This is a genomic window from Mycolicibacillus koreensis (assembly GCF_002104795.1).
Taxonomy (GTDB): Bacteria; Actinomycetota; Actinomycetes; order Mycobacteriales; family Mycobacteriaceae; genus Mycobacterium; species Mycobacterium koreense.
Window position 1 is genome coordinate 1 of the sequence record NZ_NCXO01000009.1, and the last position, 26,719, is coordinate 26,719.

Consider the following 26,719-nt stretch of genomic DNA (forward strand, 5'->3'; position numbering starts at 1 on the left):
ACCCCGCCGAACGCCCCGCCGGCCGAACGCCCGCCGGCCGAACGCCTCCACCCGCCGAACGTGAACCTAGCTTCACGCTGGCCATCGAACGTGAACCTAGCTTCACGCTGGTGTGTGAGGAGCCGGGCGAGGTCAGCGCAGCCGGGCGAGGTCAGCGCAGCCGGGCGAGGTCAGCGGAGCCGGGCGAGGTCAGCCCAAATGGGCGGCGGCGGTGTCGCGCAGCCGCTCACCGGCGGCCCGCAGGGCCGCGGTGCCGGGTCCGGCCCGCAGCACCTCGCGGGAGACGGCGGGAAGCAGCTGACTCGCCCCGCCGAGGCCGACCACATCCTCGATGCGCCCGCCCTGCGCCCCGACCCCGGGCACCAGCACCGGCCCACCGAGTGAGCGCAGATCCGGCGGCTCGGCCACCGTCGCCCCGACGACCACCCCGACATATCCGCCCGCTGCCGCGCGGTTGGCGGCGGCGGCTTCATCGACGATGTGCTGAGCGACCGTGGCAGTACCGACCGTGCCCTGCTGCAGGGTGCGGCCCTCCGGGTTGGAGGTGGCGGCGAGCACGAACACGCCCCGCTGGCGGGCGGCGGCCACCTCGAGCAGCGGCGCCAGCGACCCGAACCCCAGATACGGCGAGGCGGTGACCGCGTCGGCGGCCAGCGGGCCGTCGCCCGCCCACGCGGCGCCGTAGGCGGCCATCGTCGAGCCGATGTCGCCGCGTTTGGCGTCGGCGAGCACCAAGACCCCCGCCTCGCGCAGCGCGGCGATCGTGCGCTCGAGCACCGCGAAGCCGGCGGCGCCGTAGGCCTCGAAGAACGCCACCTGCGGTTTGACCACCGCGAAGCCGCCGAACGCAGCCACGCAGCGTTCGCAGAACCGGGCCAGCCCGTCGGCGCTGACCGGCAGGTCCCAGGCGGCGAGCAGCTCCGGGTGCGGATCGATACCCACGCACAGCGGCCCGCGCGCCGCGGTCGCCGCCGCCAGCCGCGCGGCGAAACCGGGCACCGCTAGCCCGCCCCGCCGCCGGCGCTGAGCCGCTGGTGCAGCTCCTGCAACGATTGCACCCCGATGTCGCCGCGGATGCCGGCCTCGATGCCCTGGACCGCGGCCGAAGCGCCCTGCACGGTGGTCACGCACGGGATATTCATGCTCACCGCCGCCGACCGGATCTCGTAGCCGTCGCGCCGGGGCCCGGAGTTACCGTAGGGGGTGTTGAGCACCATGTCGACCTCACCGGCGCGGATCGCGTCGACCGCACTCATCTCCCGGCCCGGACGCGGCTGCTCGAAGTGTTTGCGCACCTCGTCGCACGGGATGCCGTTGCGGCGCAGCATCTCGGCGGTGCCCTCGGTGGCCAGCACCCGGAATCCGAGGTCGGCGAGGCGTTTGACCGGGAACACCAGCGAACGTTTGTCCCGGTTAGCCACCGAGACGAAGATCGTTCCGCCCGCCGGCAGCGACCCGTAGGCACCGGTCTGGCTCTTGGCGAACGCACTGCCGAAGTCGCGGTCGATGCCCATCACCTCGCCGGTGGACTTCATCTCCGGGCCGAGCAGCGAGTCGACCCCCGACCCGTCGGGGGCGCGGAACCGGTTGAACGGCAGCACCGCCTCCTTCACCGCGATCGGGGCGCCCGCGGCGATGGTGGCGCCGTCGCCGTGCGCGGCGAGCAGTCCGTCCCGCCGTAACTCGGCGATGCTGGCACCGAGCATGACCCGGGCGCACGCCTTGGCCAGCGCGACGGCGGTGGCCTTGGACACGAACGGCACGGTGCGACTGGCGCGCGGGTTGGCCTCCAGCACGTAGAGCACGTCGTCTTTGAGGGCGTACTGGACGTTGAGCAGCCCGACCACGCCGATGCCGCGGGCGATCGCCTCGGTGGCCCGGCGCACCTTCTCCACGTCGGTGCGCCCGAGGGTGACCGGCGGCAGCGCGCACGCGGAGTCCCCGGAGTGCACCCCGGCCTCCTCGATGTGTTCCATCACCCCACCGAGGTAGACCTCGGTGCCGTCGCAGAGCGCATCCACGTCGATCTCGATGGCGTCCTCGAGGAACCGGTCGACCAGCACCGGGTGCTCCGGGGACAGCAGCGCGGCACGGGTGATGTAGCCGCGCAGCGTCTCCTCGTCGTAGACGATCTCCATGCCGCGTCCGCCGAGGACATAGGACGGGCGCACCAGCACCGGATAGCCGATGTCGGCGGCGATGCGGCGGGCCTGCTCGAAGGTTGTGGCAGTGCCGAACCGCGGGGCCGGCAGGCCGGCGGTGGCCAGCACCTCGCCGAATGCGCCGCGGTCCTCGGCAAGGTCGATCGCCGCCGGCGGGGTCCCGACGATGGGGACCCCGGCGTCTTCGAGGCGCTGCGCCAACCCCAGCGGGGTCTGCCCGCCGAGTTGCACGATCACCCCGGCCACCCCCGGACCGCCCCGCCCGGAGAGCTGCTCGGCGTAGTAGACCTCCAGCACGTCTTCGAAGGTGAGCGGCTCGAAGTAGAGCCGGTCAGCGGTGTCGTAGTCGGTGGAGACCGTCTCGGGGTTGCAGTTGACCATCACGGTCTCGAACCCGGCGGCGCTCAGCGTGGTCGCCGCGTGCACGCAGCTGTAGTCGAATTCGATGCCCTGACCGATCCGGTTGGGCCCCGACCCCAAGATCAGCACCTTGGGTTTGTCGGTCTGCGGCGCCACCTCGGTCTCCGCGGCCGGGTCCAGCTCGAAGGTGCTGTAGTGGTACGGCGTTTTCGCCTCGAACTCCGCCGCGCAGGTGTCGACGGTTTTGAACACCGGATGCACCCCGAGGCGCTCGCGCAGTGTGCGCACCCCGTCCTCGCCGGCCAGCTCGGGGCGCAGCGCGGCGATCTGGCGGTCGGACAGACCGAAGTATTTGGCCCGCCGCAGCAGCGGCTCGTCGAGCACCGGGGTGTCGAGCAGTTCGGCGCGCAGCCCCACCAGTTCGGCGATCTGGGCGACGAACCACGGGTCGACGCCGGAGACTGCGGCGACAGAGTCGACGTCGGCACCGAGCCGCAGCGCCAGCTCCAGGTCATACAGGCGGCCCTCGGTGGGTACTGCGAGCCGTTCGAGGACCGCGTCGAGGTCGCCCTCGGGGTCCGGCGTCGTCCAGAACCCGGCGCGGGTGGTCTCCAACGACCGCATCACCTTTCCGAGCGCCTCGATGAAGTTGCGGCCCAACGACATCGCCTCACCGACTGATTTCATCGTGGTGGTCAACGTCGGGTCAGCGCCGGGGAACTTCTCGAACGCGAATCGGGGCGCCTTGACCACCACGTAGTCCAGGGTCGGTTCGAAGCAGGCCGGGGTCTCTTTGGTGATGTCGTTGACGATCTCGTCGAGGGTGTAGCCGATGGCGAGTTTCGCGGCGATCTTGGCGATCGGGAAACCGGTGGCCTTCGACGCCAGCGCACTGGAGCGCGACACCCGCGGGTTCATCTCGATGACGATCATCCGCCCGTCGGCCGGGTCGATCGCGAACTGGATGTTGCATCCGCCGGTGGCGACCCCGACCTCGCGCAGGATCGCGATTCCGAGGTTGCGCATCGCCTGGTATTCGCGGTCGGTCAGGGTCATCGCCGGGGCGACCGTCACCGAATCGCCGGTGTGCACACCCATCGGGTCGACGTTCTCGATCGAGCAGACCACGACGACGTTGTCGTTGCCGTCGCGCATCAACTCGAGTTCGAATTCCTTCCAGCCGTAGATGGATTCCTCGATGAGCACGTTCGCGCTGGGAGAGGCTGCCAGGCCCGCGCCGGCCATCCGGGCCAACTCCTCGCGGGTGTGCGCCAGCCCCGAGCCGAGCCCGCCCATGGTGAACGAGGGCCGCACCACCACCGGCAGACCGAGTTCGGCGATCGCCTCGTCGACCTGCTCCATCGTGTAGCAGACCGCCGAGCGGGCCGACTCGCCGCCGACGGTGGCGACGATGTCTTTGAACCGCTGACGGTCCTCCCCCCGCTGAATGGCCTCGAAGTCCGCGCCGATCAACTCCACGTCGTAGCGGGCCAGCACGCCGTTGTTGTGCAGGGCCACCGCGGTGTTCAACGCGGTCTGCCCGCCGAGGGTGGCCAGCAGCGCATCGATCCGGTTGCCGCGCTCGGCCTGCTGAGCGATGACCCGCTCGACGAACTCCGGAGTGATCGGCTCGACATAGGTGTGGTCGGCGTACTCCGGGTCGGTCATGATCGTCGCCGGATTGGAGTTGACGAGGCTGACCTGCAGGCCCTCGGCGCGCAGCACCCGGCAGGCCTGGGTGCCCGAGTAGTCGAATTCGCAGGCCTGCCCGATCACGATCGGGCCGGACCCGATCACCAGCACGTGGTTGATGTCGGTGCGACGCGGCATCAGCGCCCTTCCCTTCCCGCGCAGGCGCGCGCAAAACCTGGTTGTCCGGTGATCGTGACGCTCACCGCTGAGCCGCCATCAACTCGACGAACTGGTCGAACAGAAACTCCGCGTCGTGCGGGCCGGCCCCGGCCTCCGGGTGGTACTGCACCGAGAAGGCCTTGCCGTCAAGGAGTCTGACGCCCTCGACGACGCCGTCGTTGGCGCAGGTGTGACTGACCACCGCCGGACCGAAGTCGGTGTCGAAGCGCTGGCCGGCCTCCCCTTCCAGCGCGAAGCCGTGGTTGTGGGCGGTCACCGCCACCCGCCCGGTGGCGTGGTCGATGACCGGGATGTTGATGCCGTGGTGGCCGAAGACCATCTTGTAGGTCGACAACCCCAGCGCGCGGCCCAGAATCTGGTTGCCGAAACAGATCCCGAACAGCGGGATCCCCGCGGCGAGGACCTCGCGGGTGGTCGCCACCAGGTGGTCGGCGACCGCCGGGTCGCCGGGGCCGTTGGACAAGAACACCCCGTCGGGCCGGTACTCGGCGAGTTCGGCGAAGCTGGTGGAGGCGGGCAGAACCACCGACCGGATGCCGCGGCGCGCGAAGTTGCCCTGGGTGCTGGTTTTGACGCCCAGGTCCAGCCCGGCCACGGTGAACCGGGCCGGCCCCGACGGCTCCAGGGTGTAGGGCTCCGCGGTGCTGACCTCCGCGGTCAGGTCCGCGCCGAGCATCGCGGGCTGGCTGCGCACCCGGGCCAGCAGCTCCTCGGGGGCGGCCAGCGCCGGACCGGAGAACACGCCGGCCTTCATCGATCCCGCGCTGCGCAGATGCCGCACCACCGCGCGGGTGTCGATGCCGGCGATGCCGACGATGTCCTGGCGGCGCAACTCGTCGTCGAGTGTGGTGGTGGCCCGCCAGTTCGACACCCGCGGCGAGGGGTCGCGCACCGCGTAGCCGGCCACCCAGATGCGGTGGTCGCGGCTCTCGTCGTCCTCGTCGTTCCAGCCGGTGTTGCCGATCTGCGGGGCGGTCGCCACCACGATCTGGCGGTGGTAGCTGGGGTCGGTCAGCGTCTCCTGGTAGCCGGACATGCCGGTGTTGAACACCGCCTCCCCCAGCGTCTGGCCGACCGCGCCGTAGGACGTGCCGGTGAACACCCGGCCGTCCTCGAGCACCAGTTGCGCGGTCACAGCGTTCATTGGGCCTCCTCGATCCACTGGGGATAGCTGTCGCGGTTGTCGGCGCGGAATCCGGTGTCGATCTCGGTGCCCGTCGGCAGCCGCCATCGGATCGCGAGGATGCCGTCGTGACTCATCGCCTTGCCGACCATGCCGCGTTCGGTTCGGATGGCGATCAGCTGTTCCCGCGGGATCCAGATCGGTCGCGCACCGCTGCGCTGCACCATGATTCCCTCCGGGTAGCCGGTGATGACCGCGCGAGTGCGGTAACCGAGGTCCCCGACGACGACACGGTCGTGCCATCGCGGGCTCAGTGTGCAGCCGACGTACACGCCGCGCAGCGACGGCGCGCTCACCGCTCCGACGGTGTCGGGCACCGGCGGCAGGGCGCCGACCAGTTCGGCCTGCCTCGCCGCCCGGTTGCGCCAGCCGCGCATCATCGACTGGATGAGCCAGCTGACCACGATCAGCAGCACGAGGGCGAAGATCAGCGAGCCGACCAGCGTGGGGGTGTTCACACCGGACTCTTCCCGTTGCGGGCGGTGATCGTGCCGCGCAGCAGGGTTGCGGTGACCGTCGCCGGCAGCCGCAACTGCTCGTAGGGGGTGTTGGCTGACCGGCTGGCCAACTGGGCACCGGTGACCGTCCAGTGCGCCTCCGGGTCGACGATGGTGAGGTTGGCCGGCTCACCCACCTCCAGCGGCCGACCCTGGTCGGGCAGGCGTGCGATGCGGGCCGGGTTTTCGCTCATCACCGCCGCCACCCCGCGCCAATCGAGCAGGCCGGGGACGACCATGGTCTCGGCGACCACCGACAGCGCGGTCTGCAGCCCCAACATGCCCGGGCGTGCGGCGGCGAACTCGCAGCATTTCTCGTGATCGGCGTGCGGCGCGTGATCGGTGGCGACACAGTCGATCACGCCGTCGGCGAGGGCCTGGCGCAACGCGGCGGTGTCGGAGGATTCACGCAGCGGCGGGTTGACCCGGTTGCGCCCGTCGTAGCCGGTCAACCGGGAGTCGTCGAGCAGCAGGTGGTGGGGGGTGACCTCGGCGGTGATCGCGATGCCTTGCGCTTTGGCCCATTTCACGATCTCGACGGTGCCGGCTGTGGAGGCGTGGCAGATGTGGACGCGGGCTCCGGCGTCGCGGGCCAGCAGCGCGTCACGGGCGACGATGGCCTCCTCGGCGGCCCGCGGCCAGCCGGTCAAGCCCAGGCGCGCAGCCCGCGGCCCCTCGTGGGCGACCGCCCCGACGGTCAGCCGTGGCTCTTCGGCGTGTTGGGCGATGAGCACTCCCAGGCCGGAGGCGTATTCCAGGGCGCGGCGCATCACCAGCGGGTCGGCGACGCACAGCCCGTCGTCGGAGAACATCCGCACCCCGGCCGCACCGGCGGCCATCATGCCCATCTCGGTGAGTTCGGTGCCGCCGAGACCGACGGTGACCGCCCCGACCGGATGCACGTCGACCAGCCCCACCTGCTGGCCGCGCGCCCAGACGTGGTCGGTGACCACCGGCGAGTCCGCCACCGGGGTGGTGTTGGCCATGGCGAACACAGCGGTGTAGCCACCCAGAGCCGCTGCCGCCGAACCGGTTTCGATGTCCTCGGCGTATTCGCGGCCGGGTTCGCGCAGGTGGGTGTGCAGGTCGACCAGACCGGGCAGCAGCACCTGGCCGGGCGCGTCGAGCACCTCGGTGTGCGCGTCGTCGGCGCGGGCGGAGAGGTCGGGGCCGATCTCGGCGATCTGGCCGTCGGCGACGTAGACGTCGACCACGTCACCGGCGCCGTAACGGCGCACCCCACGAATCAGCACTGTCATTCCGTCACCGCCGTTCCCGATCCGACCAGCAGGTGGAACAGCACCGCCATGCGGACCTGCACACCGTTGGCGACCTGCTGCAACACCGCCGAGCGTGCGGAGTCGGCCACCGAGGAAGTGATCTCCATGCCGCGCAGCATCGGGCCCGGATGCAGCACCACTGCGTGCTCGGCAAGAAGTCCGGCGCGCCGCTCGGAGAGCCCGTAGCGCACCGAGTACTCCCGCGGCGACGGGAAGAACCCGCCGGTCATCCGTTCGGCCTGCACCCGCAGCATCAGCACCGCGTCGGCGGCGGGCAGCTCCGCGTCGAGGTCGTAGCTGATGGTCACCGGCCACTGCGCGACCCCGACCGGCAGCAGGGTGGGCGGGGCGACCAGCACCACCTCCGCACCGAGGGTGGCCAGCAGCATCACGTTGGAGCGGGCCACCCGGGAATGCAGGATGTCGCCGACGATGACGATGCGGCGCCCGGCGATCCCGCCGAGACGCTGGCGCAGGGTCAGTGCGTCCAGCAGCGCCTGGGTGGGGTGTTCGTGGGTGCCGTCGCCGGCATTGATCACCGCCGGTCCCCCGCCGTCGGTGTCGGCGGTCCATTCCGCCAGCAGTTGCGCCGCCCCTGAGGCGGGGTGGCGGATGATCAGCGCATCAGCACCGGCGGCGCGCAGCGTGAACGCGGTGTCGCGCAGCGATTCGCCTTTGCCCACCGAGGAACCGGTCGCCGAGACGTTGATCACGTCGGCGCTCATCCACTTGCCGGCCACCTCGAAGGAGACCCGGGTGCGGGTGGAGTTCTCGTAGAACATCGTGATGATGGTGCGCCCGCGCAGGGTGGGCAGTTTCTTGACGTCACGGCCGAGCAGCGCCTCGGCGAACCGGTCGGCGTCGTCGAGGATCGCGGTGGCCTCCTCGGCGCTGAGGTCCTCGGTGGCCAGCAGGTGGCGGGGGCTCATGCCGGCACCTCCCGCGAGATCATCACCGCGTCACGGCCGTCGAGTTCGGCCAGCAGCACGTGCACGCTCTCGCTGCGGGCGGTGGGGATGTTCTTGCCGACGTAGTCGGCGCGCACCGGCAGTTCCCGGTGGCCGCGGTCGACGAGCACCGCCAGCTGCACCGCGGCGGGGCGGCCCTGGTCGCGGAGCGCGTCGAGGGCGGCGCGCACCGACCGGCCGGCGTAGAGCACGTCGTCGACGAGGATCACCAGCGCGTCGTCGATGCCGCCGGCCGGAATCGAGGTGGCCGCCAGTGCCCGCGGCGGTTTGATCATCAGATCGTCGCGGTAGAGCGTGATGTCCAGGGAGCCGTGCGCCACCTGCACGCCGCAGAAGTCGGCGATGCGGGCGGCCAGCCGCGCGGCGAGGGTGACCCCGCGGGTCGGGATGCCCAGCAGCACCACCGGGGGCCGGGTCTCGCTGGGATCGTCCAGCGCGGTCTTCTCGATGATCTGATGGGCGATACGCGAGACGGTGCGGCCCACGTCGGCCGCCGTCATCAGTTCCCGCAGCTCCCGGTCGTCGGCAGTGCCCATGCGGAGTCCTGACCTCCTTCTCCGCCTCACGGGACGGACCGTTAAAGGATGTCGTATCGCCGCGAAGCCTAGCATCCCCGTCCGACCGCGACCGGCGCGGCGCGGTGTGGCGCGCTCGGCGGTCCTCGCGGTGACCCGGGCCGACGATGCCGGCGGGTTCGCCGAGCGGTGAGCGCCGGTTCGACCCCCGGCGACTACGCTGGCAGCGATGACCGAGCAACAGCACCCCCGGTTGGATTTCGATGCGTTCTACCGCGGTGAGGCCCCGGCCGACGGCGTGCCGGCGGCGGCCACGGTTCCGTGGGACACCAAGGCGCCCAAGGAGAACGTGATCGGGTGGTGCGCGCAGGGACTGGTCGAGGGCGCGGTGCTCGATGTCGGGTGCGGGCTCGGGGACAACGCCGTCTACCTGGCACAGCAGGGCTTCGCGGTGACCGGGGTAGACATCTCCCCCACCGCCGTGCGCATCGCGACCGACCGGGCCTCCGACGCCGGTGTCGACGTCGCCTTCGCGGTGGCCGACGCGACCGCCCTCGACGGGTACACCGCGGCGTTCGACACCGTGGTCGACTCGGGCATGTTCCACTGCCTGGGCGACGCCGATCGCCGGGCCTACCTGGTGGCCGCCCACCGCGCCACCCGCGGTGGTGCCCGGTTGTTGCTGTCGTGTTTCTCCGACGCCAACCCCACCGACCCGACGCGCCCGGTGCCCAACGTCGCCGAGGCATACCTGCGTGAGGCGTTGCCCGCGGCGGGCTGGCAGATCGAGTCGGTGACCCCGGCGACGGTGCGCCGCGACGGGTGGGGCGGGGACATGCATTTCTTCTACGTGCACGCGCGTCGGCAGGAGTGAGCCGATGAACCTCGATTCCAACCGCGCCCCGATCGTCGCGGCCTGTGATGCCGGCCTGCTCTCCGGGGCGGTGACTGTGGTGTGGCAGCACGGCAGCGTGCTGCAGGTCAACGAGATCGGCCATCGCGACGTCGCCGCCGGGTTGCCGATGACCCTCGACACGGTCTTCCGGATCGCGTCGATGACCAAGCCGGTCACGGTGGCCGCCGCGATGCGGTTGGTCGACGCGGACCGGCTTGCGCTCGACGATCCGATCACCCGCTGGATCCCGGAGTTCACCCGGATGTCGGTGCTGGCCGACCCGACCGGTCCGTTGGAGCAGGTCCTTCCGGCGCACCGCCCGCTGACCGTCGAAGACCTGATGACCCATCGGGCCGGGTTGGCCTACGGGTTCACCGTGACCGGCCCGATCGCCGCGGCGTATCGGCGGTTGCCGTTCGGTCAGGGCCCGGACGCCTGGATAGCGGCGCTGGCCGAGTTGCCGCTGGTGCACCAGCCTGGTGAGCGCATGACCTACGGCCACGGCATCGACGTGCTCGGGGTGCTGTTGGCCCGCGTCGAAGGCAAACCTGTCGCCGATGTCCTCGCCGAGCAGATTCTGGATCCGGTCGGCATGTCCGACACCGGTTTCCACCTGGATCCGGCCCGGCGGGCACGCGCGGCCACCATGTACGGCCTCGACGCCGAGCAGCGGCTGCGCGACGACGTGATGGGGCCCCCACCGATCACCGCACCGACGTTTGTCAATGCCGGCGGAGGACTGTGGTCGACTGCCGAGGACTATCTGCGGTTCGCCCGGATGCTGCTGGCCGACGGGGTGATCGACGGCCGCCGGGTGCTTTCCGAGCAGGCGGTGACCGCCATGCGCACCGACCGGCTCACCCCCGAACAGAAGCGCCACCCGTTCCTCGGCGCCCCGTTCTGGGAGGGTCGCGGATTCGGGTTGAATCTGTCGGTGGTCACCGACCCGGCGCGGTCACGGCCGTTGTACGGCCCCGGGGGTATAGGAACGTTCAGTTGGCCCGGCGCCTACGGAACCTGGTGGCAGGCCGATCCGTCGGCTGATCTGATCGTGCTGTATCTGGTTCAGAACCAGCCGACCCTGTCGGCGACAGCGGCCGCCGCGGTGGCGGGCAACACCTCGATCGCGGCGCTGCAGACCGCTCAACCGAAATTCGTTCACCGCACCTACCGGGCGTTGGATCTTTTGTGATCACCGACCGGTTCGCCGGTCACCATGAGGCGCCCGCGACGCGCGCGGCCTCCAGCGATTCGGCGCGCATCGCCTCGCGTTCCTCGGGCGACCACCGGGTGGTCGGTTCCACCGCCAGGGTTGTGACGTCGTAGCCCAGGAAGCCGAAAATATATTCCAGGTAGGGGCGCTGGAAATCCTGCAGTTCGGGATGACGACCGTCGTAGGCGCTCGAGCGGGTCAGGATCAACTGCGCCGGCTTGCCGGTGCCCAGCGTGCCGACATGCTCACCGCGCTCGTTGAGCGTGAAGCTCGCCCCCGGCTGCACGACGATGTCGATCCATGCCTTCAGCGCGTGGGGCACATGCCAATTCCACATCGGGGAGGAGACCACCACCCGGTCGAAGCCGCGCACCCGCTCGATCTCGTCGAGCACCTGCGTCCAGGCGGCCTCCTGCGCGTCGGTGCGCTGCTCGCCGTAGAGAGGTGCGAATTTGGCCAGGGCAGCCTCCCGCCCGAAGCGCAACAGGTCCTCCGACCACACCGAGAACCGTTCCACGTTCCCGACCGCATCCGGTGTCGCGGCCGCGAGAAAGGTCTCGGCCATCGCCGAGGACAGTGACTGCTCCTGTTTCGGGCTGCCTTCGACCCAGAGTGTTCGCACGACGCGGAGGTCCTCCTCAGATCATCGATATCGGTGAGATCTTGACACCCACCTCCAGCGCGCCGGCCAACTCCCGGCTGACGTCGTAGTCGAACACCACGTGCCCGCAGATGATGTCGACGTCGCGTTTGGCCCGCTGCAGCGGATTGTCGAGGAAGTGCACGCTGGCCCCCGCCGCCTCCAGCAGATCGGCGATGATCGCCCGGGATTCGTGCACGATGTGCGCCGCGGCCGCTCGTGCGTCGGCTCGTTGTGCCCGTGTCACGCGCTCCCCGGCGCTGACCGCGGTCTGGATCTGGGCGACGGTGTCGGCGAGCAGCCCGTGCAGTGCGCGCAGTCGCACCCGCGCCGAGCCAAGGCGGATCTGGGCGGCGGGCTGATCTTTCTGCGCCGCACCGGAATAAGCCAGCACCCGCTTGCTCAGGCGTTCGGCGAACAGTTCGGTGACCCGTTCGGCGGCGCCCAGCGCCGGCATCGCCGCAACCAACGCCAGCGCCGGAACCATCGGCCACCGGTAGGTGGGCGCGTCGTGCAGAGCCGCCCCGGGTGTGGTGCCGCCGTAGATGTCGACGACGTTGACGAGGTGGTGTGCCGGCACCCAGGTGTCGGTGATGACGACGTCGTTGGACCCGGTGGCGCGCATCCCGGCGGTGTGCCAGACATCCTCGACGGTGATGGCGGATGCCGGCACGAGCACCAGCGCGGGAAACGGCGCGTCCTCGGCGCCGCAGATCGCGCCGACGAGGATCCACTGCGCGTCCATCACCCCGGTCGCCCACGACCAGCGGCCGGTGAGCCGGAATCCGTCCCCGTCAGGCACCGCACGTCCGGTCGGCGCCAACGGCGCCGGGCAGAGCACCGGACCGTCGGCGAAGACCTCGCTTTGGGTCTGCTCGTCGAACAGCGCCAGCATCCAGTTGTGCAGGGTGTAGAAGCCCAGCGTCCAGGCGCTCGACGCGCAGCCGTGGGCCATCCGCCGGATCGGGTCGAGGATCTCCGGGAACTCCGCCTGCGCCCCGCCGTAGCGGGCCGGCATCAGCAGCCTGTCCAGCCCCGATTTCCGGTAGTCGGCGATGGTCTCCGGCGGCAGGCGCCGGGCGGTCTCGGCGTCGCCGGCACGCTCGGCGAGGGCGGCGATGAACTCGTCGGCGACGCCGGCGGCGGGAGCGGAGAGGGTCGTCATGACACCTGAAATTACCATACTTTTTGGTATGGTCAAGAGGTCTGGCGCCGCTCAGCGCTGCAACATCAGGTCGATGAACTGGTCGCGACGGCCGGCGGCCTGCGCGCTGGGCCGCGAACCCGACAGGTGCAAAAACCCGATTCCCGCGGCGAAGGTGGCGTTCGCGCGCATGTCGGCCTGCTCGTCGCTGAACCCGTCGTCGAGGAAGGCTCGACGTACCGCGGCCACGATCCGGGCGTCGGAGGCGCGGACCGCCTCGGCGACGGTGGCGTCGTTGCGGGCCCACTCCCGCATCGCACGCTCCAACATCCAATGCCGCGGACCCACCAACGACGTCATCATCTGCAAGAGCCGTTGCCGGGGCGGTAAATCGGTGAGGTTCTCCAGGTCACCGCGCTCCTCATCGCGCACCGCCGCGTACGTCTGCACCAATGCGCTGCGATAGGCCTTCATATCGGTGAAATGCCAGTAGAAGCTGCCCTTGGTGACCTGCAGCCGGTCACACAACCGTTGAATGGTCAACGCCTTGACGCCGTCTTCGGCGAGAAGCCGCAGACCGGCCTGCACCCAGTCGCTGACCGACAGCCGAGTGGTCGCCGAGGATCGCGCTGTGCTCACAACCGGTCACCCTATCCAGCCCACCGTCAGCCGGTGAGCAACTCGCGCGACATCTGCGCCAACTGGCCGGGACGTTCGGCCATCTCCTGCAGGTGCACTCCGGTCACCCCCATCGCGCCGTCGCGGTAACGCTGGTAGACACCGTCGGCGATGCAACCCAGTCGCCACAGGGCGAACCCGTGGTAGTAGTCGAGGTCGCCGACCGTGCGGCCGGTGCGCTCTTCGTAGCGCGCGACGAGCCTCTCGGCGGTGAGGAACCCCGCCGCTGGGTCCGGCGCCCATCCCACCTCCGGTGCGGCACTCCACCAGGCCACCAGCCAGCCGAGATCGGTGAGCGCGTCACCGACCGCGCAGAGCTCCCAGTCGAGCACCGCCCGGACAGTCCCGTCAGCACCGACAATGAGGTTGCCGGGCCGGTAGTCGCCGTGCACCAGCCCGGTGCTGCGTTGCGGCGGAACGGCCTCGGCGAGCAGTCCGGCGACGTCGCGCAGCCCGTCGTTGGGGCTGGCCACCGCGTCGAGCTGGCGGGTCCAACGGCGAAGCTGGCGCTCGATGTAGCTGCCGGGGCGGCGTAGCGCGGCCAACGGCCCGGTGCCGCAGTCGATCCGGTGGATGTCGACGAGGGTGTCCACGATCGCCAGACATGCCGCCTCGCGGCGGCCCGGGGCGAGTACGGCGGCGTCCTCGTCGGTGTTCAGGATGACCCCGTCGACGAAGTCCATCACGTAGAAGTCGGCGCCGGTGATTGCCGGGTCCGCACAGAAGCCGGCCACCGGTGGCACCGGGACCGCGGTGCCCGCAAGGGCCGCGAGCACCGACTGCTCACGCAGCACGTTGTGCGCCGACGGCAGCACCGCCCCGGTCGGTGGGCGGCGCAACACCCATCGGCGTCCGGTGGTGTCGGTGACGATGTAGGTGAGGTTCGAGCGCCCGCCGAGAACCAACTCGAAGTCCAGCGGCGGGCTCGCCTGCGGGATCTGCGCGGCGAACCAGGCGGTCACCGCGGCCACGTCGATGCCCGCGGGGTCCTGCGCAGCATTCACCGCGACTGCGCCATCCGTTCCAGGGCGTCCTCGGTGAACACCGACAGGCCCAACTCGCCGTGATACCCGTGGATTTCCTTGACGTCGAGTTCGAGCAGGAAGTCCAGGATCTCCGCGGCGACGGTCTGGCCGGGCACCAGCACCGGGAAACCGGGCGGGTAGGGCACCACGAATGTCGTTGAAACCAGGGTGCGCCCGGCCTCGATGACGGCGCGGGCCTTCTCCAGCGGGATGTGCTCACGGTCGGCGTCGTCGTAGCCGGCGTAGAACGCCGAGCGCATGTCGCCGAACCCACTTGCCGGATCGGGGCGAAACGCCGTGTCGAAGGCGCTGAAGTTCGGCAACGGCGGCAGATCGGAGGTGATCGCGGCGACGCGACGCTCGTGCAGTGCGGCGTCCTCGACGCCGGCCTGTTCAGCGGCGCGCTCGAAGTCGGCGGCGACCCGGCGCAACGCGTCGAGCAGATAGTGCACGCTCGACCAGGTGGCGCCGATGGTGAAGATCAGCAGCACGCTGTTGATCGACGTCTTGTTGATCTGGATTCCGAAGCGCTCCATGAGGATCTTCTCGCGGAAGTCATAGCCGGTCATCCCGGTGTCGCCGACGTACAGCGTCGCCCGGGTGGGGTCGAGCACGAAGTCGTCGGAGCGCCACGCCTCATTCCACTCCGCCAGCGCGCCCTGGCGCACCTGCCGGTAGGACTTCACCGCCGAAGCGCGGTACTGCTCGGGGACCAGGTCGAACTCGTCGAGGATCCGGAACCATTTGCTGATCAACGGATCCCGGCGAATGCGATAGCGGAACACCAGCGCCATGTCGTAGACGCCGCGGACCAGTTGGAAACCCTCGAGGTCGACTTGGCGGCGAGCCAAATCCAGTGACGCCAACAACTGCTGATTCGGCGAGGTGGAGGTGTGGGTCAAGAACGCCTCGGTGAACGCGTCCCGGCTGTGCGCCCCGAAATCCTGGTCGCGGATGTGGATCATCGACGCCTGGCGCAACGCCGAGAGCGACTTGTGGGTGGAGTGGGTGGCGTAGACCCGCACCCGCGCGCGCTGCGGATCGGGCAGCAACCGCTGCTGCACCCAGTGTGCGCGGTCCTCCCCCGGTTCGAATCCGGTCATCGTCTCGCGCCATTTCTGGTATTCGCGGGCGTAGGCCGGTGACGCCAGTTGGGTCTCGAGACGTTCCGCGGAGATCATCGCGGTGCGTTGCCGTGCCCATGGCACCGCTGTGGCGAACGCGTACCACGCCTCGTCCCAGAGGAAACAGATGTCGGGTTTGATGGCGAGCACTTCTTCCATCACCCGCTGCGGGTGGTAGACGACACCGTCGAAGGTGCAGTTGGTCAGCAGCAGCATCCGCACCCGGTCGAGCTGTCCGGCCTCCTGCAGCCGCAGCAGGGTCTCTTTGATCGTCGACAGCGCCACCCCGCCGTAGATCGCGAACTCCGCCAGCGGATAGGCATCCAGGTACAGCGGATACGCCCCGGCGAGCACCAGACCGTAGTGGTGGGATTTGTGGCAGTTGCGGTCGATGAGCACGATGTCGCCGGGGCGGGTCAGTGCCTGCACGACGATCTTGTTGGCCGTCGAGGTGCCGTTGGTGACGAAATAGGTCTGATTGGCGTTCCACGTCAACGCCGCCTTGTCCATCGCCGCACGGATGTTGCCCTGCGGGTCCAGCAGCGAATCCAGGCCGCCGGAGGTGGTGGAGGTCTCGGCCATGAAGATGTTGCGGCCGTAGAACTCCCCCATGTCCTGCAGCGAGCGGGAGTTGAAGATCGAGGCACCGCGCGCGACCGGCAGCGCGTGGAACTGGCCGACGGGTTCTTCGGCGTAGCTGCGCAGCGCGTCGAAGAACGGTGTGGCATACCGTTTGCGGATTCCGGCGAGCACCGTGGAGTGCAGATCGGTGACGTCGTTGAGTCGGTAGAAGCTGCGGTCGTAGACGTCGGGTTCGACGGCGGTGTCCGCAGCGATCGACTCGTCGGTGAGCAGGTACCGGTCGATGTGGGGACGCAGTTCGCGGATCCACTCCCCACATTCGATGGCGTCGTAGGTGCAGTCGGCGGCCACCGCGTCGTCGTTGGCGCCGAGCAACGCCGTCATCAGCGGCAGCCGGTCCCGGGAGCGCAGCGGCAGATCGTGGCGGATGATCGCCGCCTGGATCTCGCCGTTGAGGGCGACCGCGGTGATCACGTCCTCGATGCTGGTCATGACCAGCAGCTCGAAATGAATGTCGTCGGCGGGATCGTGCAGGGCCCGCAATCGGGCGGCCACACTCTCCGGGGCGTCGGGCGGATAGTCGTCACCGAGCAGCACGGTGTAGAACTGCTGCTGTTTGACCTGGGCGATCAACTCCTGGTCGGCCAGTGGCTCGGAGGTGTCGAAACGGGCTGCGCGGTCACCGTATTCGGACAGCAGCCGCACCGCCAACGACACCTCGTCGGCCAGCCGGATCGTTTTGTTCTCGGCCAGATAGCGTCGGAACGTCGCCAGATTGACCGCTCCCGGGTACAGCCAGTACCGCTCGTAGGCGCCGAGCCGGTCGAGCAGCCGTTTGACCCGGCTGACGTAGTGGGTGATGTCGCGGCGCGCCCGGTTCACCTCGGCGAGTTGTCGGCAGGCGTCGTCGAGCAGGTTCCAGGTGTCCACCCGCGAGTAGGACGGGTTGGCGACCGCCGCCAGAGCCGACACCCGCAGCCGCCGGGGCCGTCCATCCTCGCCGATCATGTGCTCACCCACCGTTTCGCTGTCGACGCGTTCGCCGCCCTCGGCCGACATTGTCGCCCGTTACCGCCGGGTAGGGGGCGACTTTGACCGCTTGGGTGAGCCCGCCGGCCGCCACAAGCCGGTGGTTCAGGGCGCGGGGGTCTCACCGCCGGCGCCGCGCACCGCGCGCGCCGCCGCCCGGATCTGCGGAGTCACCAGCATCACCTGGCCGAGGACACCGTTGACGAATCCCGGCGAGTCGTCGGTGGAGAGTTTCTTGGCCAGCTCCACCGCCTCATCGACGGCCACCGGCTCCGGGACGTCATCGGCGTAGAGCAGCTCCCAGACCGCCACCCGCAGGATGGCCCGGTCCACCGCGGGCAATCGCTCCAACGTCCAGCCCTGAAGGTGCGAGCTGATCAAGTCATCGACGTGGGCCAGGTGCTCGGTGACCCCGTGGGCCACAGTCACCGTGTACGGGTGCGGGGGTGCCATCTCCGGGTCGGCGGCGGCCAGCGCGGCGCGCGCATCGGCGGCTGCGGCGGGAGTCCAGCCGCGCGCCTCCGCCTCGAAGAGCAGATCCACGGCGCGTTTGCGGGCCTGGTGACGCCCCTTGATCGGTTTGCCGTCAGGCATCGGGCAGGCTCACCCGTTGACCCGGCCCAGGTAGCTGCCGTCGCGGGTGTCCACCTTGAGCTTGTCGCCGGTGTTGATAAACAACGGAACGTTGATCTGCGCGCCGGTCTCGACCGTCGCCGGTTTGGTGCCCGCGCTGGACCGGTCGCCCTGCAGGCCCGGTTCGGTCTCGGTGACGACGACTTCGACGCTGACCGGCAACTCCAGGTAGAGCGGGGCGCCGTTGTGGAACGCGATCTGCACCGGCAGTCCTTCGAGCAGGTAGTTCGCCGAGTCACCGACCATGCTGTCGGGCAGCGGATGCTGTTCGAAGTCGGCGCTGTCCATGAACACGAAGTCGGCGCCGTCGCGGTACAGGTAGGTGGCGTCGCGGCGGTCGACGGTGGCGGTTTCGACCTTCACCCCGGCGTTGTAGGTCTTGTCCACGGTCTTGCCCGACACCACGTTCTTGAGCTTGGTGCGCACGAACGCCGGGCCTTTGCCGGGTTTGACGTGCTGGAACTCCACGATCTGCCACAGCTGGCCGTCGATGACCAACACCAGTCCGTTCTTGAAATCGGCGGTCGATGCCACGGTCTTCTATGTCTCCTCAACAATGGCCAGTTCCTTGGGGAACCGGGTCAGCACTTCCGGGGTCTGCCCGGAATGCTCCACGATCACGGTGTCCTCGATACGGACACCGCCGCGGTCGGGCAGGTAGACGCCGGGCTCCACCGTCACCGCGGAGCCAGCCTGCAGTCTACCGGCGGCGCTCGCGTTGATTCCGGGCGCTTCGTGAATCTGCAGGCCCACCCCGTGGCCCAGACCGTGCGGATACCGTTCGCCGTGCCCGGCGTCGGCGATGAGCGTGCGCGCCGCGGCATCGATGTCGGCCAACGCCGCGCCGGGAGCCAGGGCGTCGAGGCCGGCCTGTTGGGCGGCGGCGACCAGTGCGTACAGGTCGCGTTGCCAGTCCGCGGCCGCCCCGAGCACGAACGTCCGGGTCATGTCCGAGTGGTAGCCGTCGACCAGGGCGCCGAAGTCGATCTTGACGAAGTCGCCGGTGCGCAGCACCGCGTCGGTCGGGCGGTGATGCGGGATCGCCGAGTGCGGACCGGCGGCGACGATCGTCTCGAACGACGGCCCGATCGCGCCGTGGTCGACCAGCAGCGCCTCCAGGTCGCGGGCCACCGCCCGCTCGGTGCGCCCGGCGCGCAGCTTGCCGCCGTCGACCAGGTCGTGCAGCGCGGCGTCGGCGGCCATACAGGCCCGCCGCAACGCCGCCACCTCCCCGGCGTCTTTGATCTCGCGCAACGCCTCCACGGTGCCGGGGGCACGCACCAGGGTCGCACCGGGTTCGACCTCGGCGGCCAGGGCGTCGTGGGCGTCGACGGTGACCACATGACTCTCGAAGCCCAGCCGCCGGATCCCGTCGCCGACCGCGCGGGCGCCCAGGTGGCGCGCCACCGCCCGGGCAATGCTCACCTCCAGGTCCGGCGCCTGGGCACCGGCCTGGGTGCGATAGCGCCCGTCGGTGGCCAGGACCGCCGGGCGGTGGTCGGCGAAGACGAGCAGCGCGGCGTTGGACCCGGTGAACCCGCTGAGGTAGCGCACGTTGATCAGATCGGTGACCAGCAGGGCGTCCAGGTCGGCCGCCGCGATCCGGTCGCTGAGGGTGTCTCGACGGTGGGAATGTGTCACGCCTGTCGACGGTACTGGTTAGGCTGTGGTCCCATGACCAACAACTGGGTGCTGCGCGGGCTGGTCCTGGCGGCCGGGATGCTCGTTCTTCGCCTCGTCCAGGGGGTGTTGATCAACACCTTCGAGATGCACGCGACCCTCATCAACATCGCGCTGCTGGTCATCTTCGTCGCCGGGGTCGTGGTCTGGGCATACTTCGACGGCCGGGAGAACGCGAAGTCCCATCCCGACCCGGACCGTCGCGCCGACCTGGCGATGACGTGGCTTCTGGCCGGCATCACCGCCGGGGTGCTCAGCGGCGCGGCCGCGTGGACGATCGCCCTGTTCGACCCGGCGATCTACACCGGCGGGCTGCTCAACGAGTTGACCGGCATCGCCTCGTTCACCGCACTGCTGGTCTGGGTGCCGGCGATGGCGGCGGTCGCGTTCGGCCGCCGGCAGATCGACAAGAACTACGAGTACCCGCCGGAGGTCCACCACGGGCTCGCCGCCGAGGGTGAGCGCGCCGACACCGACGTGTTCGCCGCCGTCGACCCGGACGCGCAGGCCGCCGGTGAAGCGGTGAGCGAGGCGGCGAGCGAGGAGCAGACCACCGCGGTGGCCACGTTGCCCGACTTCGCCCCGGCCCCGTCGAAGAAACGGTGGTGGCAGCGCCGCAAATCCGCGGCGACCGAGGTGGACCAGTCCGCCGAGACGACCGGGGTCACCGTGCCGACCGCCTACACGATGGAGCAGACCGAGCCGGTCAGCTACGACACCGAGGCGACCACCGAGATCACCACCCCCGCGCCCTCGGCGGGCGAGGAGCCCACCACCGAGTTGCCCACTGTGCAGCCTCCGGAGTCCGACGACCCGGAGAAGTCTTAGTCTTAGCGGTCGGCCAGATACCGCAGCGCCAGCAGGTATCCCTGCACGCCCAGCCCGACGATCACCCCGGTGGCGATGGGACTGAGGTAGGAGTGTCGCCGGAACTCTTCGCGCGCATGCACATTGGAGATGTGCACCTCGATCAGCGGTGCCGTCAACTCCGCGCAGGCATCCCGCAACGCGACCGACGTGTGGGTCAGCCCACCGGCGTTGAGGATCACCGGGTCGCCGTCGTCGGCGGCCTGATGCACCCAGCCGATCAGCTCGGCCTCGCTGTCGCTTTGACGCACCACCGCGCTCACCCCGAGGGCTTCCGCCTCCCGCTCGATCCGAGTGCGCAACGCCTCAAAGGTGGTGTCTCCGTACACGTCAGGTTCGCGCCGGCCCAGCCGGCCCAGGTTGGGGCCGTTGAGGATCTGGATCGTGCCGGTAGACGACGCCGTCACCATGGGTTGGACACCTCCGCGTAGGCGCCGGCCAGAAGCGTCGGATCGGGGCCTTCGAGCCGCCCGGGTTTACCGAGCCCGTCGAGCACGACGAACCGCATCACCCCGGCCCGGTTTTTCTTGTCCCCGGCCATGTACTCCAGCAGCGCCGGTAACGCGTTGGCGCGGTAGGTCACCGGCAGGCCCAGCGACCGAAGGATACTGCGGTGCCGGTCGGCAGTGGCGTCGTCGAGACGCCCGGCGAGGCGGGACAGCTCCGCGGCGAAGACCAGCCCCACCGACACGGCGTTGCCGTGGCGCCACTTGTAGCTCTCCAACGCTTCGATCGCGTGGGCCAGGGTGTGGCCGTAGTTGAGGATCTCGCGCAGCTCCGATTCCTTCTCGTCGGCGGCGACCACCTCGGCTTTGACCGCGATCGCCCGACGGACCAATTCTCCGAGGACCGGCCCCCGCGGATCGATGGCCGCCGTCGGGTCCGCTTCGATCAAATCGAGGATGACCGGATCGGCGATGAAGCCCGCTTTGACCACTTCGGCCATCCCGGGCACGATCTCGCTTTGCGGCAACGTCTCCAGGGTTGCGAGATCGACGACGACGGCGTCGGGCTGGTGGAACGCCCCGACGAGGTTTTTGCCGGCGTCGGTGTTGATGCCCGTCTTGCCGCCGATCGCGGCGTCGACCATCGCCAAAAGCGTGGTCGGCACGTGCACGATGGACACCCCACGCAGCCAGGTCGCCGCGGCGAATCCGGCCACATCGGTGGCCGCCCCACCGCCGAGGCTCACTAACGCGTCTTTGCGACCTAATCCGATGCGGCCCAACACATCCCAGATGAACCCGAGAACCGGCAGCTCCTTGCCGTCCTCGGCGTCGGCGATCTCCACCCGGTGAGCGTCGATGCCCTGTTCGGCGAGATGACTGCGGATCGCTTCGGCCGTCGCTGCCAGCGTCGGCTGGTACAGGATCGCCACCCGGTGCCGACCGGCCAGCAACTCGGCCAGCTCACCGAGCAGCCCGGTGCCGACCACCACCGGATAGGGCGGATCGGTGTCGACCGTGATGGTGACCGGTTCGACGATATCGCTCATTTACGGACCTTTGTTCGTCGGGCGGCCAGCGCCGCGGCGGTGGCCGGGGTCGGCTTCTCCTCGCGCCGCGGCGCGGGAGGACGCGGGTTGAGACGGGCCACGATATCGCGCACCACCGCACCGGGATTGCGTCGGTTGGTGTTGACCCGCACGGTCGCCACCTCCCGGTACAGCGGTGCCCGCTCGGCCATCAGGGCCCGGTACTTCTCGGTGCGGTTGGGCCCGGCCAAAAGTGGGCGCACGGTGGTGCCGCCGGTGCGCCGCACCCCTTCGGTCACCGAGATCTCCAGGAACACCACCGTGTGCCCGGCCAGCGCCGCGCGTACCCCGGGGCTGGTGATGGCGCCGCCGCCCAGCGAGACCACCCCGGTGTGCTCCTTGAGTGCGTCGCGCACCACGTCTTCCTCGATGGCGCGAAAGCCCTGCTCGCCGTCGGTGGCGAAGATCTCCGGAATGGTCCGGCCGGTGCGTTGTTGGATCGCCGCGTCGGTGTCGAGCATCTCGACCCCCAGTGTCTTGGCCAGGCGCCGACCGATCGTGGACTTGCCCGACCCGGGCAGCCCCACCAACACGGCCCGCGGTGCCACGACCGCTACCCCGTCTCCTGCTGCGTTCCCGGCGCGCCGGGTTCCTGCTCGGCCACGCCGCGCAGGTAGGCGTCGATGTTGCGCCGGGTCTCGGCCAGGGAGTCCCCGCCGAATTTCTGCAGGGCGGCACGGGCGAGCACCAACGCGACCATGGTCTCGGCGACCACCCCGGCGGCCGGTACCGCGCAGACGTCGGAGCGTTGGTGGATGGCGACCGCCTCGTCGCCGGTGGCCATGTCGACGGTGGCCAACGCCCGCGGCACCGTGGAGATCGGTTTCATCGCCGCACGGACCCGCACCGGCTGGCCGTTGGTCATGCCGCCCTCCAGGCCGCCGGCCCGATTGGTGGATCGGCGCACCCCGTCGGCGCCGGGATACATCTCGTCGTGGGCGGCGCTGCCGCGGCGGCGGGCGGTGGCGAAGCCGTCGCCGATCTCCACCCCCTTGATCGCCTGGATGCCCATCACCGCGGCGGCCAGCTGCGCATCGAGCCGGTTGTCGCCGCTGGTGAACGAGCCCAGTCCGATCGGCAGCCCGCTGGCCACCACTTCGACCACCCCGCCGAGGGTATCCCCGTCGGCCTTGGCCGCTTCGATCTCGGCGATCATCGCCTGCTCGGCCTGCGCGTCGAACGCGCGCACCGGGCTGGCGTCGATGCCGGACAGATCCTGCGGCAGCGGCGGCGGGCCGTCGTAGGGCTCCGATGCGCCGATCGCGACCACGTGGGAGAGCACCTCCACACCGAGGGCCTGGCGCAGGAACGCCCGCGCGACGGTGCCGGCGGCCACCCGGGCGGCGGTCTCGCGCGCGCTGGCACGCTCGAGCACCGGGCGTGCGTCGTCGAAGCCGTATTTGAGCATCCCGGCGTAGTCGGCGTGGCCGGGCCGCGGCCGGGTCAGCGGCGCGTTGCGCGCCACCTCCAGCTGGGCGGGGTCGACCGGATCCGGCGACATCACCGCCTCCCACTTCGGCCACTCGGTGTTGCCGATCTCCACCGCGATCGGGCCCCCGAGGGTCAGCCCGTGGCGCACCCCGGCGAGCACGCTGACCTGGTCTTGCTCAAACTTCATGCGGGCGCCCCGGCCGTAGCCGAGGCGGCGGCGGGCCAGCTGGGTGGCGATGTCGTCGCCGGTCACCGCCACACCGGCGACCATGCCCTCCACCACGGCCACCAACGCGCGGCCGTGGGATTCACCGGCAGTGGTCCAACGCAACACGCGTCCCATCTTCCCATGACCGTGCCGCGGCACGGAAACCGTGGACGCTCACAGCAGCGCCAACGCGACTGCGGCGGCGCCGGCCAACCCCAGCGACGGGCCGTGCGGGATGGCGTGCGCCCCGCGGCACCCGGCGACCAGGGCCACCACCGCGGTCAGCAGCGGTGCGCCCAGCGCCGCAAGCGCCCAGACCGGGGCGCCGAACCAGCCGGTCCACGCTCCCACCCCCAGGGCAAGCTTGACGTCCCCGGCGCCGAGTGCGGCCGGGGCGACCAGGTGCACCGCCAGATAGATCCCGGCCAGTGTCAGCGCCCCGGCCAGTGCCGCCGCGCCGTGGCCCGCCACCGTCGCCGCCGCGAGGAGCGCCGCCGCGCCGGGCAGGGTCAAGGTGTTGGGAAGTCGGCGGTGACGCAGGTCGTGGCCGCAGAGCACCGTCAGCCACGCCACCGTCGCCAGGCTCACCACCAGCGGCGCGACCGGGTGTCCAGCGCCGGCCCCCACAGCGGCAACGCTAGTCCGCGGCGGTGAGCGCGCAAGTCATCGCCGCACGCGGGGCCGGCCGCCCGGTGAACAGCTCCACCTGGGTGAACGCCTGGTGCAGCAGCATCTGCAGGCCGCTGATCGCCGTCCCGCCGGCGGCGTCGACCGCGCTGGCCAGCGGGGTCGGCCACGGATCGTAGATCGCGTCGAGCACCACCGGTGTGCGCGCCAGCGTCCGGGCGTACCCGGCGGCCACGTCGGCGGGCACGGTGCTGACCAGGACCGCGGCATCGGCGGTGACCGCCGGCAGCGCCGGGTCGTCGAGGGCGCAGAACCGTGCCGTCACCCCGCTGCCGTGGGCCAGGTCCACCAGGCGGGCGGCCTTGGCGGGGTTGCGCGCCACGACGGTGATCGACGTCGCCCCACCCTGGGCCAACGCCAGCACCGCGGCCGGGGCGGTTCCCCCCGAGCCGACCACCACCGCCGGGCCGGGGTCGACGGCGCCCAGCGCTCCGGCCACCCCGTCGACGTCGGTGTTATCCGCCCACCATCCGCTGTCGGTGCGCACCAGGGTGTTGGCCGACCCGAGCAGCGCGGCCCGCTGCGAGCGATCCTCGGCGACGGCCAGCGCGGCGAATTTGCCGGGCATGGTCACCGACAGCCCCACCCACTGCCGGTCCAGGCCGGTGACCAGGACCGGCAGCCGCTCGGCGTCGCAGTCGATGCGCTCATAGGTCCACGAGTCGAGCCCCAACGCCCGGTAGGCCGCTAGGTGCAGTTGCGGGGAGCGCGAATGCGCGATCGGGGATCCGAGCACCCCGGCCTTGCGGGGCGCGGTGTCACCGGACGCTGTCGAGGACACCGTTGTTCTTGGCTTTTTCGATGTTGGCCAGGTGCTGCTGGTAGTCGTCGGTGAACAGCGTGGTGCCCTCCAGGTCGACGGTGACGAAGAACAGCCAGTTGCCCTCGGCGGGATGTTCGGCGGCCTGCAACGCCTCGTCGCCCGGCGAGCAGATCGGGGTCGCCGGCAGCCCCTCGGCCATGTAGGTGTTCCACGGGGTGCGTTTGGCCCGGTCGGCGTCGGTGGTGGCGACCTCCTGGCGGTCCAGCCGGTAGTTGACGGTGGAGTCGAACTCGAGTTTGCGGTGCTGGTGCAGCCGGTTGTAGATCACCCGGGCCACCTTGGGGAAGTCCTCCGGTTTGGTTTCGCGCTGCACCAGCGAGGCGACGGTCAACACGTCGTAGGGCGACATCGCCAGGGAGTCGGCGGAGCGGGGCAGCCCGAACCCGGTGTACATCCGGGCACTGTCGGCGATCAAGGTCGACAGGATCGTCGTCGCCGACGCCGACGGGTCGACGTTCCAGCTGCCCGGGACGATCAGCCCTTCGATACGCCGGTGGTCGCGGCCCATCTGGGTCACCGGCAGCGCCGCCCACGGCGGCACCGACAGGCCGGTCGGTGGTTCGGTGCTGGCGGCGGCCCGCAGGTCCTCCACCGTGACGCAGTGTTCGACGCCGTTGAGCTCCACGCAACTGGCCTGCGAGATCAGGCTGAAGATCCCGGCGGTGACCTCCTCGGTCTTCATGTCGACGGTGTCGTCGAGTTGGCGGCCCTCCGGGATCACCAGTCGACCGACCCGGTTGTTGGGGTCGGTGAGTTTGGACACCGCGGTGGCGGCCGGGATGACGGTGCGCATCCGGTAGAAGCCGGGCTGGATCGCCGAGATGCCGCTGTTGCCGTGGGCGGCGTCGACGAAGGCGCGCACGGTGGCGACGACCCCGAAGTCGTGCAGGGTCTGGCCGACCGCGGTGGTGGTGTCGCCGTCGTGCACCTCGATGACCACGTCGCGTTCCCCGTCGCCGGTGTAGTCCGCGTCGTGGCCGGGCAGCGCATCCCACAGCTTCGCGCCCAGCACCACCAGCGCGAGCACGATGACGGTCAGCAGGCCACCGACGATCCAGCCGGTGATGCGCCGGCGCCGGCCGCTCTTCTCGGCGGTGGCACGCCCTCTGCGCGGCAGGCGGTGGCGCGGCGGGCCCACCGCGACCGGTTTGGCACGGGGGCGGCCGGTGTCAGCCATGCTCGGGACTCCCGTCCGTCGCCGCGGCCCGGCGGGCGTCCAGCCAGCCCTGCAGGATCGCCACGGCGGCGGCCTGGTCGATGACCGAGCGCTGCTGTTTGGCGCGCATCCCGGCCTGCCGCAGTGAGCGTTGGGCCCCGACGGTGGTGAGTCGCTCGTCGGCCAGCCGCACCCGGGCCGGGTGGCCCTGGCGGGCCAGCGCCGCGGCAAGCCGGTCGGCGACGTCGATGGCGTCGCGGGCAGAGGTTCCGACCCGGTCGGCCAGGGTGCGCGGCAGCCCGACGATGACCTCGACGGCGTCGGCCTCGGTGATCAACTCCATCAGCCGGCGCAGATGGGTGTCGCCGCGCTGGCGGCGCACCGTTTCCACGGGGGTCGCCAGGATGCCGTCGGGGTCGCTGACGGCGACCCCGATACGGACGGTTCCGACGTCGACGCCGATCCGGCGGCCACGGCCCGGGTCGTCGGGTCCGGGGCGGTCGGGGCGACGTTCGTCGGTGGCGATCACGCGG

26 protein-coding genes are annotated in these 26,719 nt (G+C 70.4%); 3 read left to right on the forward strand and 23 right to left on the reverse strand.

What is annotated here, in order from left to right; translation table 11 throughout:
* Positions 1–189: 189 nt before the first annotated feature.
* From pyrF to pyrR, 7 genes are all read right to left on the reverse strand, one after another.
* Complete coding sequence (pyrF, locus tag B8W67_RS05965; RefSeq protein ID WP_069391945.1) at positions 190–999, reverse strand: orotidine-5'-phosphate decarboxylase; 810 nt, start codon at positions 997–999, stop codon at positions 190–192.
* Between the two features lie 2 nt (positions 1,000–1,001).
* The gene (gene carB / locus B8W67_RS05970; protein ID WP_069391944.1) at positions 1,002–4,352 is read right to left on the reverse strand and encodes a carbamoyl-phosphate synthase large subunit; all 3,351 of its coding nucleotides are present in this window, start codon (positions 4,350–4,352) and stop codon (positions 1,002–1,004) included.
* A gap of 61 nt (positions 4,353–4,413) precedes the next feature.
* Positions 4,414–5,538 carry a glutamine-hydrolyzing carbamoyl-phosphate synthase small subunit gene (carA, locus tag B8W67_RS05975; RefSeq protein WP_069391943.1) on the reverse strand — a complete coding sequence of 375 codons (1,125 nt, stop codon included), beginning with the start codon at positions 5,536–5,538 and terminating at the stop codon, positions 4,414–4,416.
* Positions 5,535–6,035: a PH-like domain-containing protein gene (locus B8W67_RS05980; RefSeq protein WP_085302919.1), complete on the reverse strand. Its 501-nt coding sequence runs from the start codon at positions 6,033–6,035 to the stop codon at positions 5,535–5,537. Before B8W67_RS05980 ends, carA begins: the two co-directional genes overlap by 4 nt.
* On the reverse strand, positions 6,032–7,333 hold the full coding sequence (locus tag B8W67_RS05985) for a dihydroorotase (protein ID WP_069391941.1): 1,302 nt from the start codon (positions 7,331–7,333) through the stop codon (positions 6,032–6,034). Before B8W67_RS05985 ends, B8W67_RS05980 begins: the two co-directional genes overlap by 4 nt.
* Positions 7,330–8,283, reverse strand: coding sequence for an aspartate carbamoyltransferase catalytic subunit (locus B8W67_RS05990; RefSeq protein WP_085302921.1), 954 nt, complete (start codon positions 8,281–8,283; stop codon positions 7,330–7,332). Before B8W67_RS05990 ends, B8W67_RS05985 begins: the two co-directional genes overlap by 4 nt.
* Complete coding sequence (gene pyrR, locus B8W67_RS05995) at positions 8,280–8,858, reverse strand: bifunctional pyr operon transcriptional regulator/uracil phosphoribosyltransferase PyrR (RefSeq protein WP_069391939.1); 579 nt, start codon at positions 8,856–8,858, stop codon at positions 8,280–8,282. The genes B8W67_RS05990 and pyrR overlap by 4 nt, the downstream gene beginning before the upstream one ends.
* A gap of 208 nt (positions 8,859–9,066) precedes the next feature.
* Between pyrR and B8W67_RS06000 the strand changes: the two genes are divergently transcribed.
* Positions 9,067–9,711, forward strand: coding sequence for a class I SAM-dependent methyltransferase (locus tag B8W67_RS06000; protein WP_085302923.1), 645 nt, complete (start codon positions 9,067–9,069; stop codon positions 9,709–9,711).
* Positions 9,712–9,715: 4 nt separating this feature from the next.
* Positions 9,716–10,924 carry a serine hydrolase domain-containing protein gene (locus B8W67_RS06005; RefSeq protein ID WP_085302925.1) on the forward strand — a complete coding sequence of 403 codons (1,209 nt, stop codon included), beginning with the start codon at positions 9,716–9,718 and terminating at the stop codon, positions 10,922–10,924.
* A 19-nt stretch (positions 10,925–10,943) separates the two neighbouring features.
* Here B8W67_RS06005 and B8W67_RS06010 read toward each other — a convergent pair whose 3' ends face one another.
* The 8 genes from B8W67_RS06010 to B8W67_RS06045 all read right to left on the reverse strand — a co-directional run bounded on the left by B8W67_RS06010 (position 10,944) and on the right by B8W67_RS06045 (position 19,441).
* Entirely contained in the window at positions 10,944–11,567 is a 624-nt protein-coding gene (locus tag B8W67_RS06010) for an FMN-dependent NADH-azoreductase (RefSeq protein ID WP_085302927.1), read from the reverse strand.
* 16 nt (positions 11,568–11,583) lie between these two features.
* Positions 11,584–12,750 (reverse strand): acyl-CoA dehydrogenase family protein, encoded by a 1,167-nt coding sequence (locus tag B8W67_RS06015; RefSeq protein ID WP_085302929.1) that lies wholly within the window; start codon positions 12,748–12,750, stop codon positions 11,584–11,586.
* 51 nt (positions 12,751–12,801) lie between these two features.
* Positions 12,802–13,368 (reverse strand): TetR/AcrR family transcriptional regulator, encoded by a 567-nt coding sequence (locus tag B8W67_RS06020; RefSeq protein ID WP_069391934.1) that lies wholly within the window; start codon positions 13,366–13,368, stop codon positions 12,802–12,804.
* A 26-nt stretch (positions 13,369–13,394) separates the two neighbouring features.
* Positions 13,395–14,411 (reverse strand): phosphotransferase family protein, encoded by a 1,017-nt coding sequence (locus B8W67_RS06025; protein ID WP_085302931.1) that lies wholly within the window; start codon positions 14,409–14,411, stop codon positions 13,395–13,397.
* On the reverse strand, positions 14,408–17,146 hold the full coding sequence (locus B8W67_RS06030; RefSeq protein ID WP_085303057.1) for an aminotransferase class I/II-fold pyridoxal phosphate-dependent enzyme: 2,739 nt from the start codon (positions 17,144–17,146) through the stop codon (positions 14,408–14,410). The genes B8W67_RS06025 and B8W67_RS06030 overlap by 4 nt, the downstream gene beginning before the upstream one ends.
* Positions 17,147–17,272: 126 nt before the next feature.
* Positions 17,273–17,761, reverse strand: coding sequence for a transcription antitermination factor NusB (nusB, locus tag B8W67_RS06035; RefSeq protein WP_069391932.1), 489 nt, complete (start codon positions 17,759–17,761; stop codon positions 17,273–17,275).
* Between the two features lie 9 nt (positions 17,762–17,770).
* Positions 17,771–18,334, reverse strand: coding sequence for an elongation factor P (gene efp / locus B8W67_RS06040; RefSeq protein WP_085302933.1), 564 nt, complete (start codon positions 18,332–18,334; stop codon positions 17,771–17,773).
* 6 nt (positions 18,335–18,340) lie between these two features.
* Positions 18,341–19,441 (reverse strand): M24 family metallopeptidase, encoded by a 1,101-nt coding sequence (locus B8W67_RS06045; protein WP_085302935.1) that lies wholly within the window; start codon positions 19,439–19,441, stop codon positions 18,341–18,343.
* Positions 19,442–19,474: 33 nt separating this feature from the next.
* Between B8W67_RS06045 and B8W67_RS06050 the strand changes: the two genes are divergently transcribed.
* The gene (locus B8W67_RS06050) at positions 19,475–20,308 is read left to right on the forward strand and encodes a B-4DMT family transporter (protein WP_085302937.1); all 834 of its coding nucleotides are present in this window, start codon (positions 19,475–19,477) and stop codon (positions 20,306–20,308) included.
* 2 nt (positions 20,309–20,310) lie between these two features.
* On the opposite strand, the gene aroQ is transcribed toward B8W67_RS06050, so the two are convergent.
* Genes aroQ through ruvX form a run of 8 tightly spaced genes read right to left on the reverse strand, consistent with a single transcriptional unit; the run spans position 20,311 to position 26,715 of the window.
* Positions 20,311–20,730: a type II 3-dehydroquinate dehydratase gene (gene aroQ, locus B8W67_RS06055; RefSeq protein WP_234806681.1), complete on the reverse strand. Its 420-nt coding sequence runs from the start codon at positions 20,728–20,730 to the stop codon at positions 20,311–20,313.
* A 20-nt stretch (positions 20,731–20,750) separates the two neighbouring features.
* Positions 20,751–21,842, reverse strand: a complete 1,092-nt coding sequence (gene aroB, locus B8W67_RS06060; protein ID WP_085302939.1) for a 3-dehydroquinate synthase — start codon at positions 21,840–21,842, stop codon at positions 20,751–20,753.
* A complete protein-coding gene (locus B8W67_RS06065) occupies positions 21,839–22,429 on the reverse strand; it encodes a shikimate kinase (RefSeq protein WP_085302941.1) in 591 nt (196 codons plus the stop codon). Before B8W67_RS06065 ends, aroB begins: the two co-directional genes overlap by 4 nt.
* Positions 22,430–22,434: 5 nt before the next feature.
* Positions 22,435–23,646 (reverse strand): chorismate synthase, encoded by a 1,212-nt coding sequence (aroC, locus tag B8W67_RS06070; RefSeq protein ID WP_085303059.1) that lies wholly within the window; start codon positions 23,644–23,646, stop codon positions 22,435–22,437.
* Positions 23,647–23,694: 48 nt separating this feature from the next.
* Positions 23,695–24,147 (reverse strand): A24 family peptidase, encoded by a 453-nt coding sequence (locus B8W67_RS06075; RefSeq protein WP_234806675.1) that lies wholly within the window; start codon positions 24,145–24,147, stop codon positions 23,695–23,697.
* A 10-nt stretch (positions 24,148–24,157) separates the two neighbouring features.
* Positions 24,158–24,988 (reverse strand): shikimate dehydrogenase, encoded by an 831-nt coding sequence (locus B8W67_RS06080; RefSeq protein ID WP_085302943.1) that lies wholly within the window; start codon positions 24,986–24,988, stop codon positions 24,158–24,160.
* A complete protein-coding gene (locus B8W67_RS06085) occupies positions 24,966–26,207 on the reverse strand; it encodes an endolytic transglycosylase MltG (RefSeq protein ID WP_085302945.1) in 1,242 nt (413 codons plus the stop codon). The genes B8W67_RS06080 and B8W67_RS06085 overlap by 23 nt, the downstream gene beginning before the upstream one ends.
* Complete coding sequence (gene ruvX, locus B8W67_RS06090; RefSeq protein ID WP_085302947.1) at positions 26,200–26,715, reverse strand: Holliday junction resolvase RuvX; 516 nt, start codon at positions 26,713–26,715, stop codon at positions 26,200–26,202. The genes B8W67_RS06085 and ruvX overlap by 8 nt, the downstream gene beginning before the upstream one ends.
* Positions 26,716–26,719: the final 4 nt, after the last annotated feature.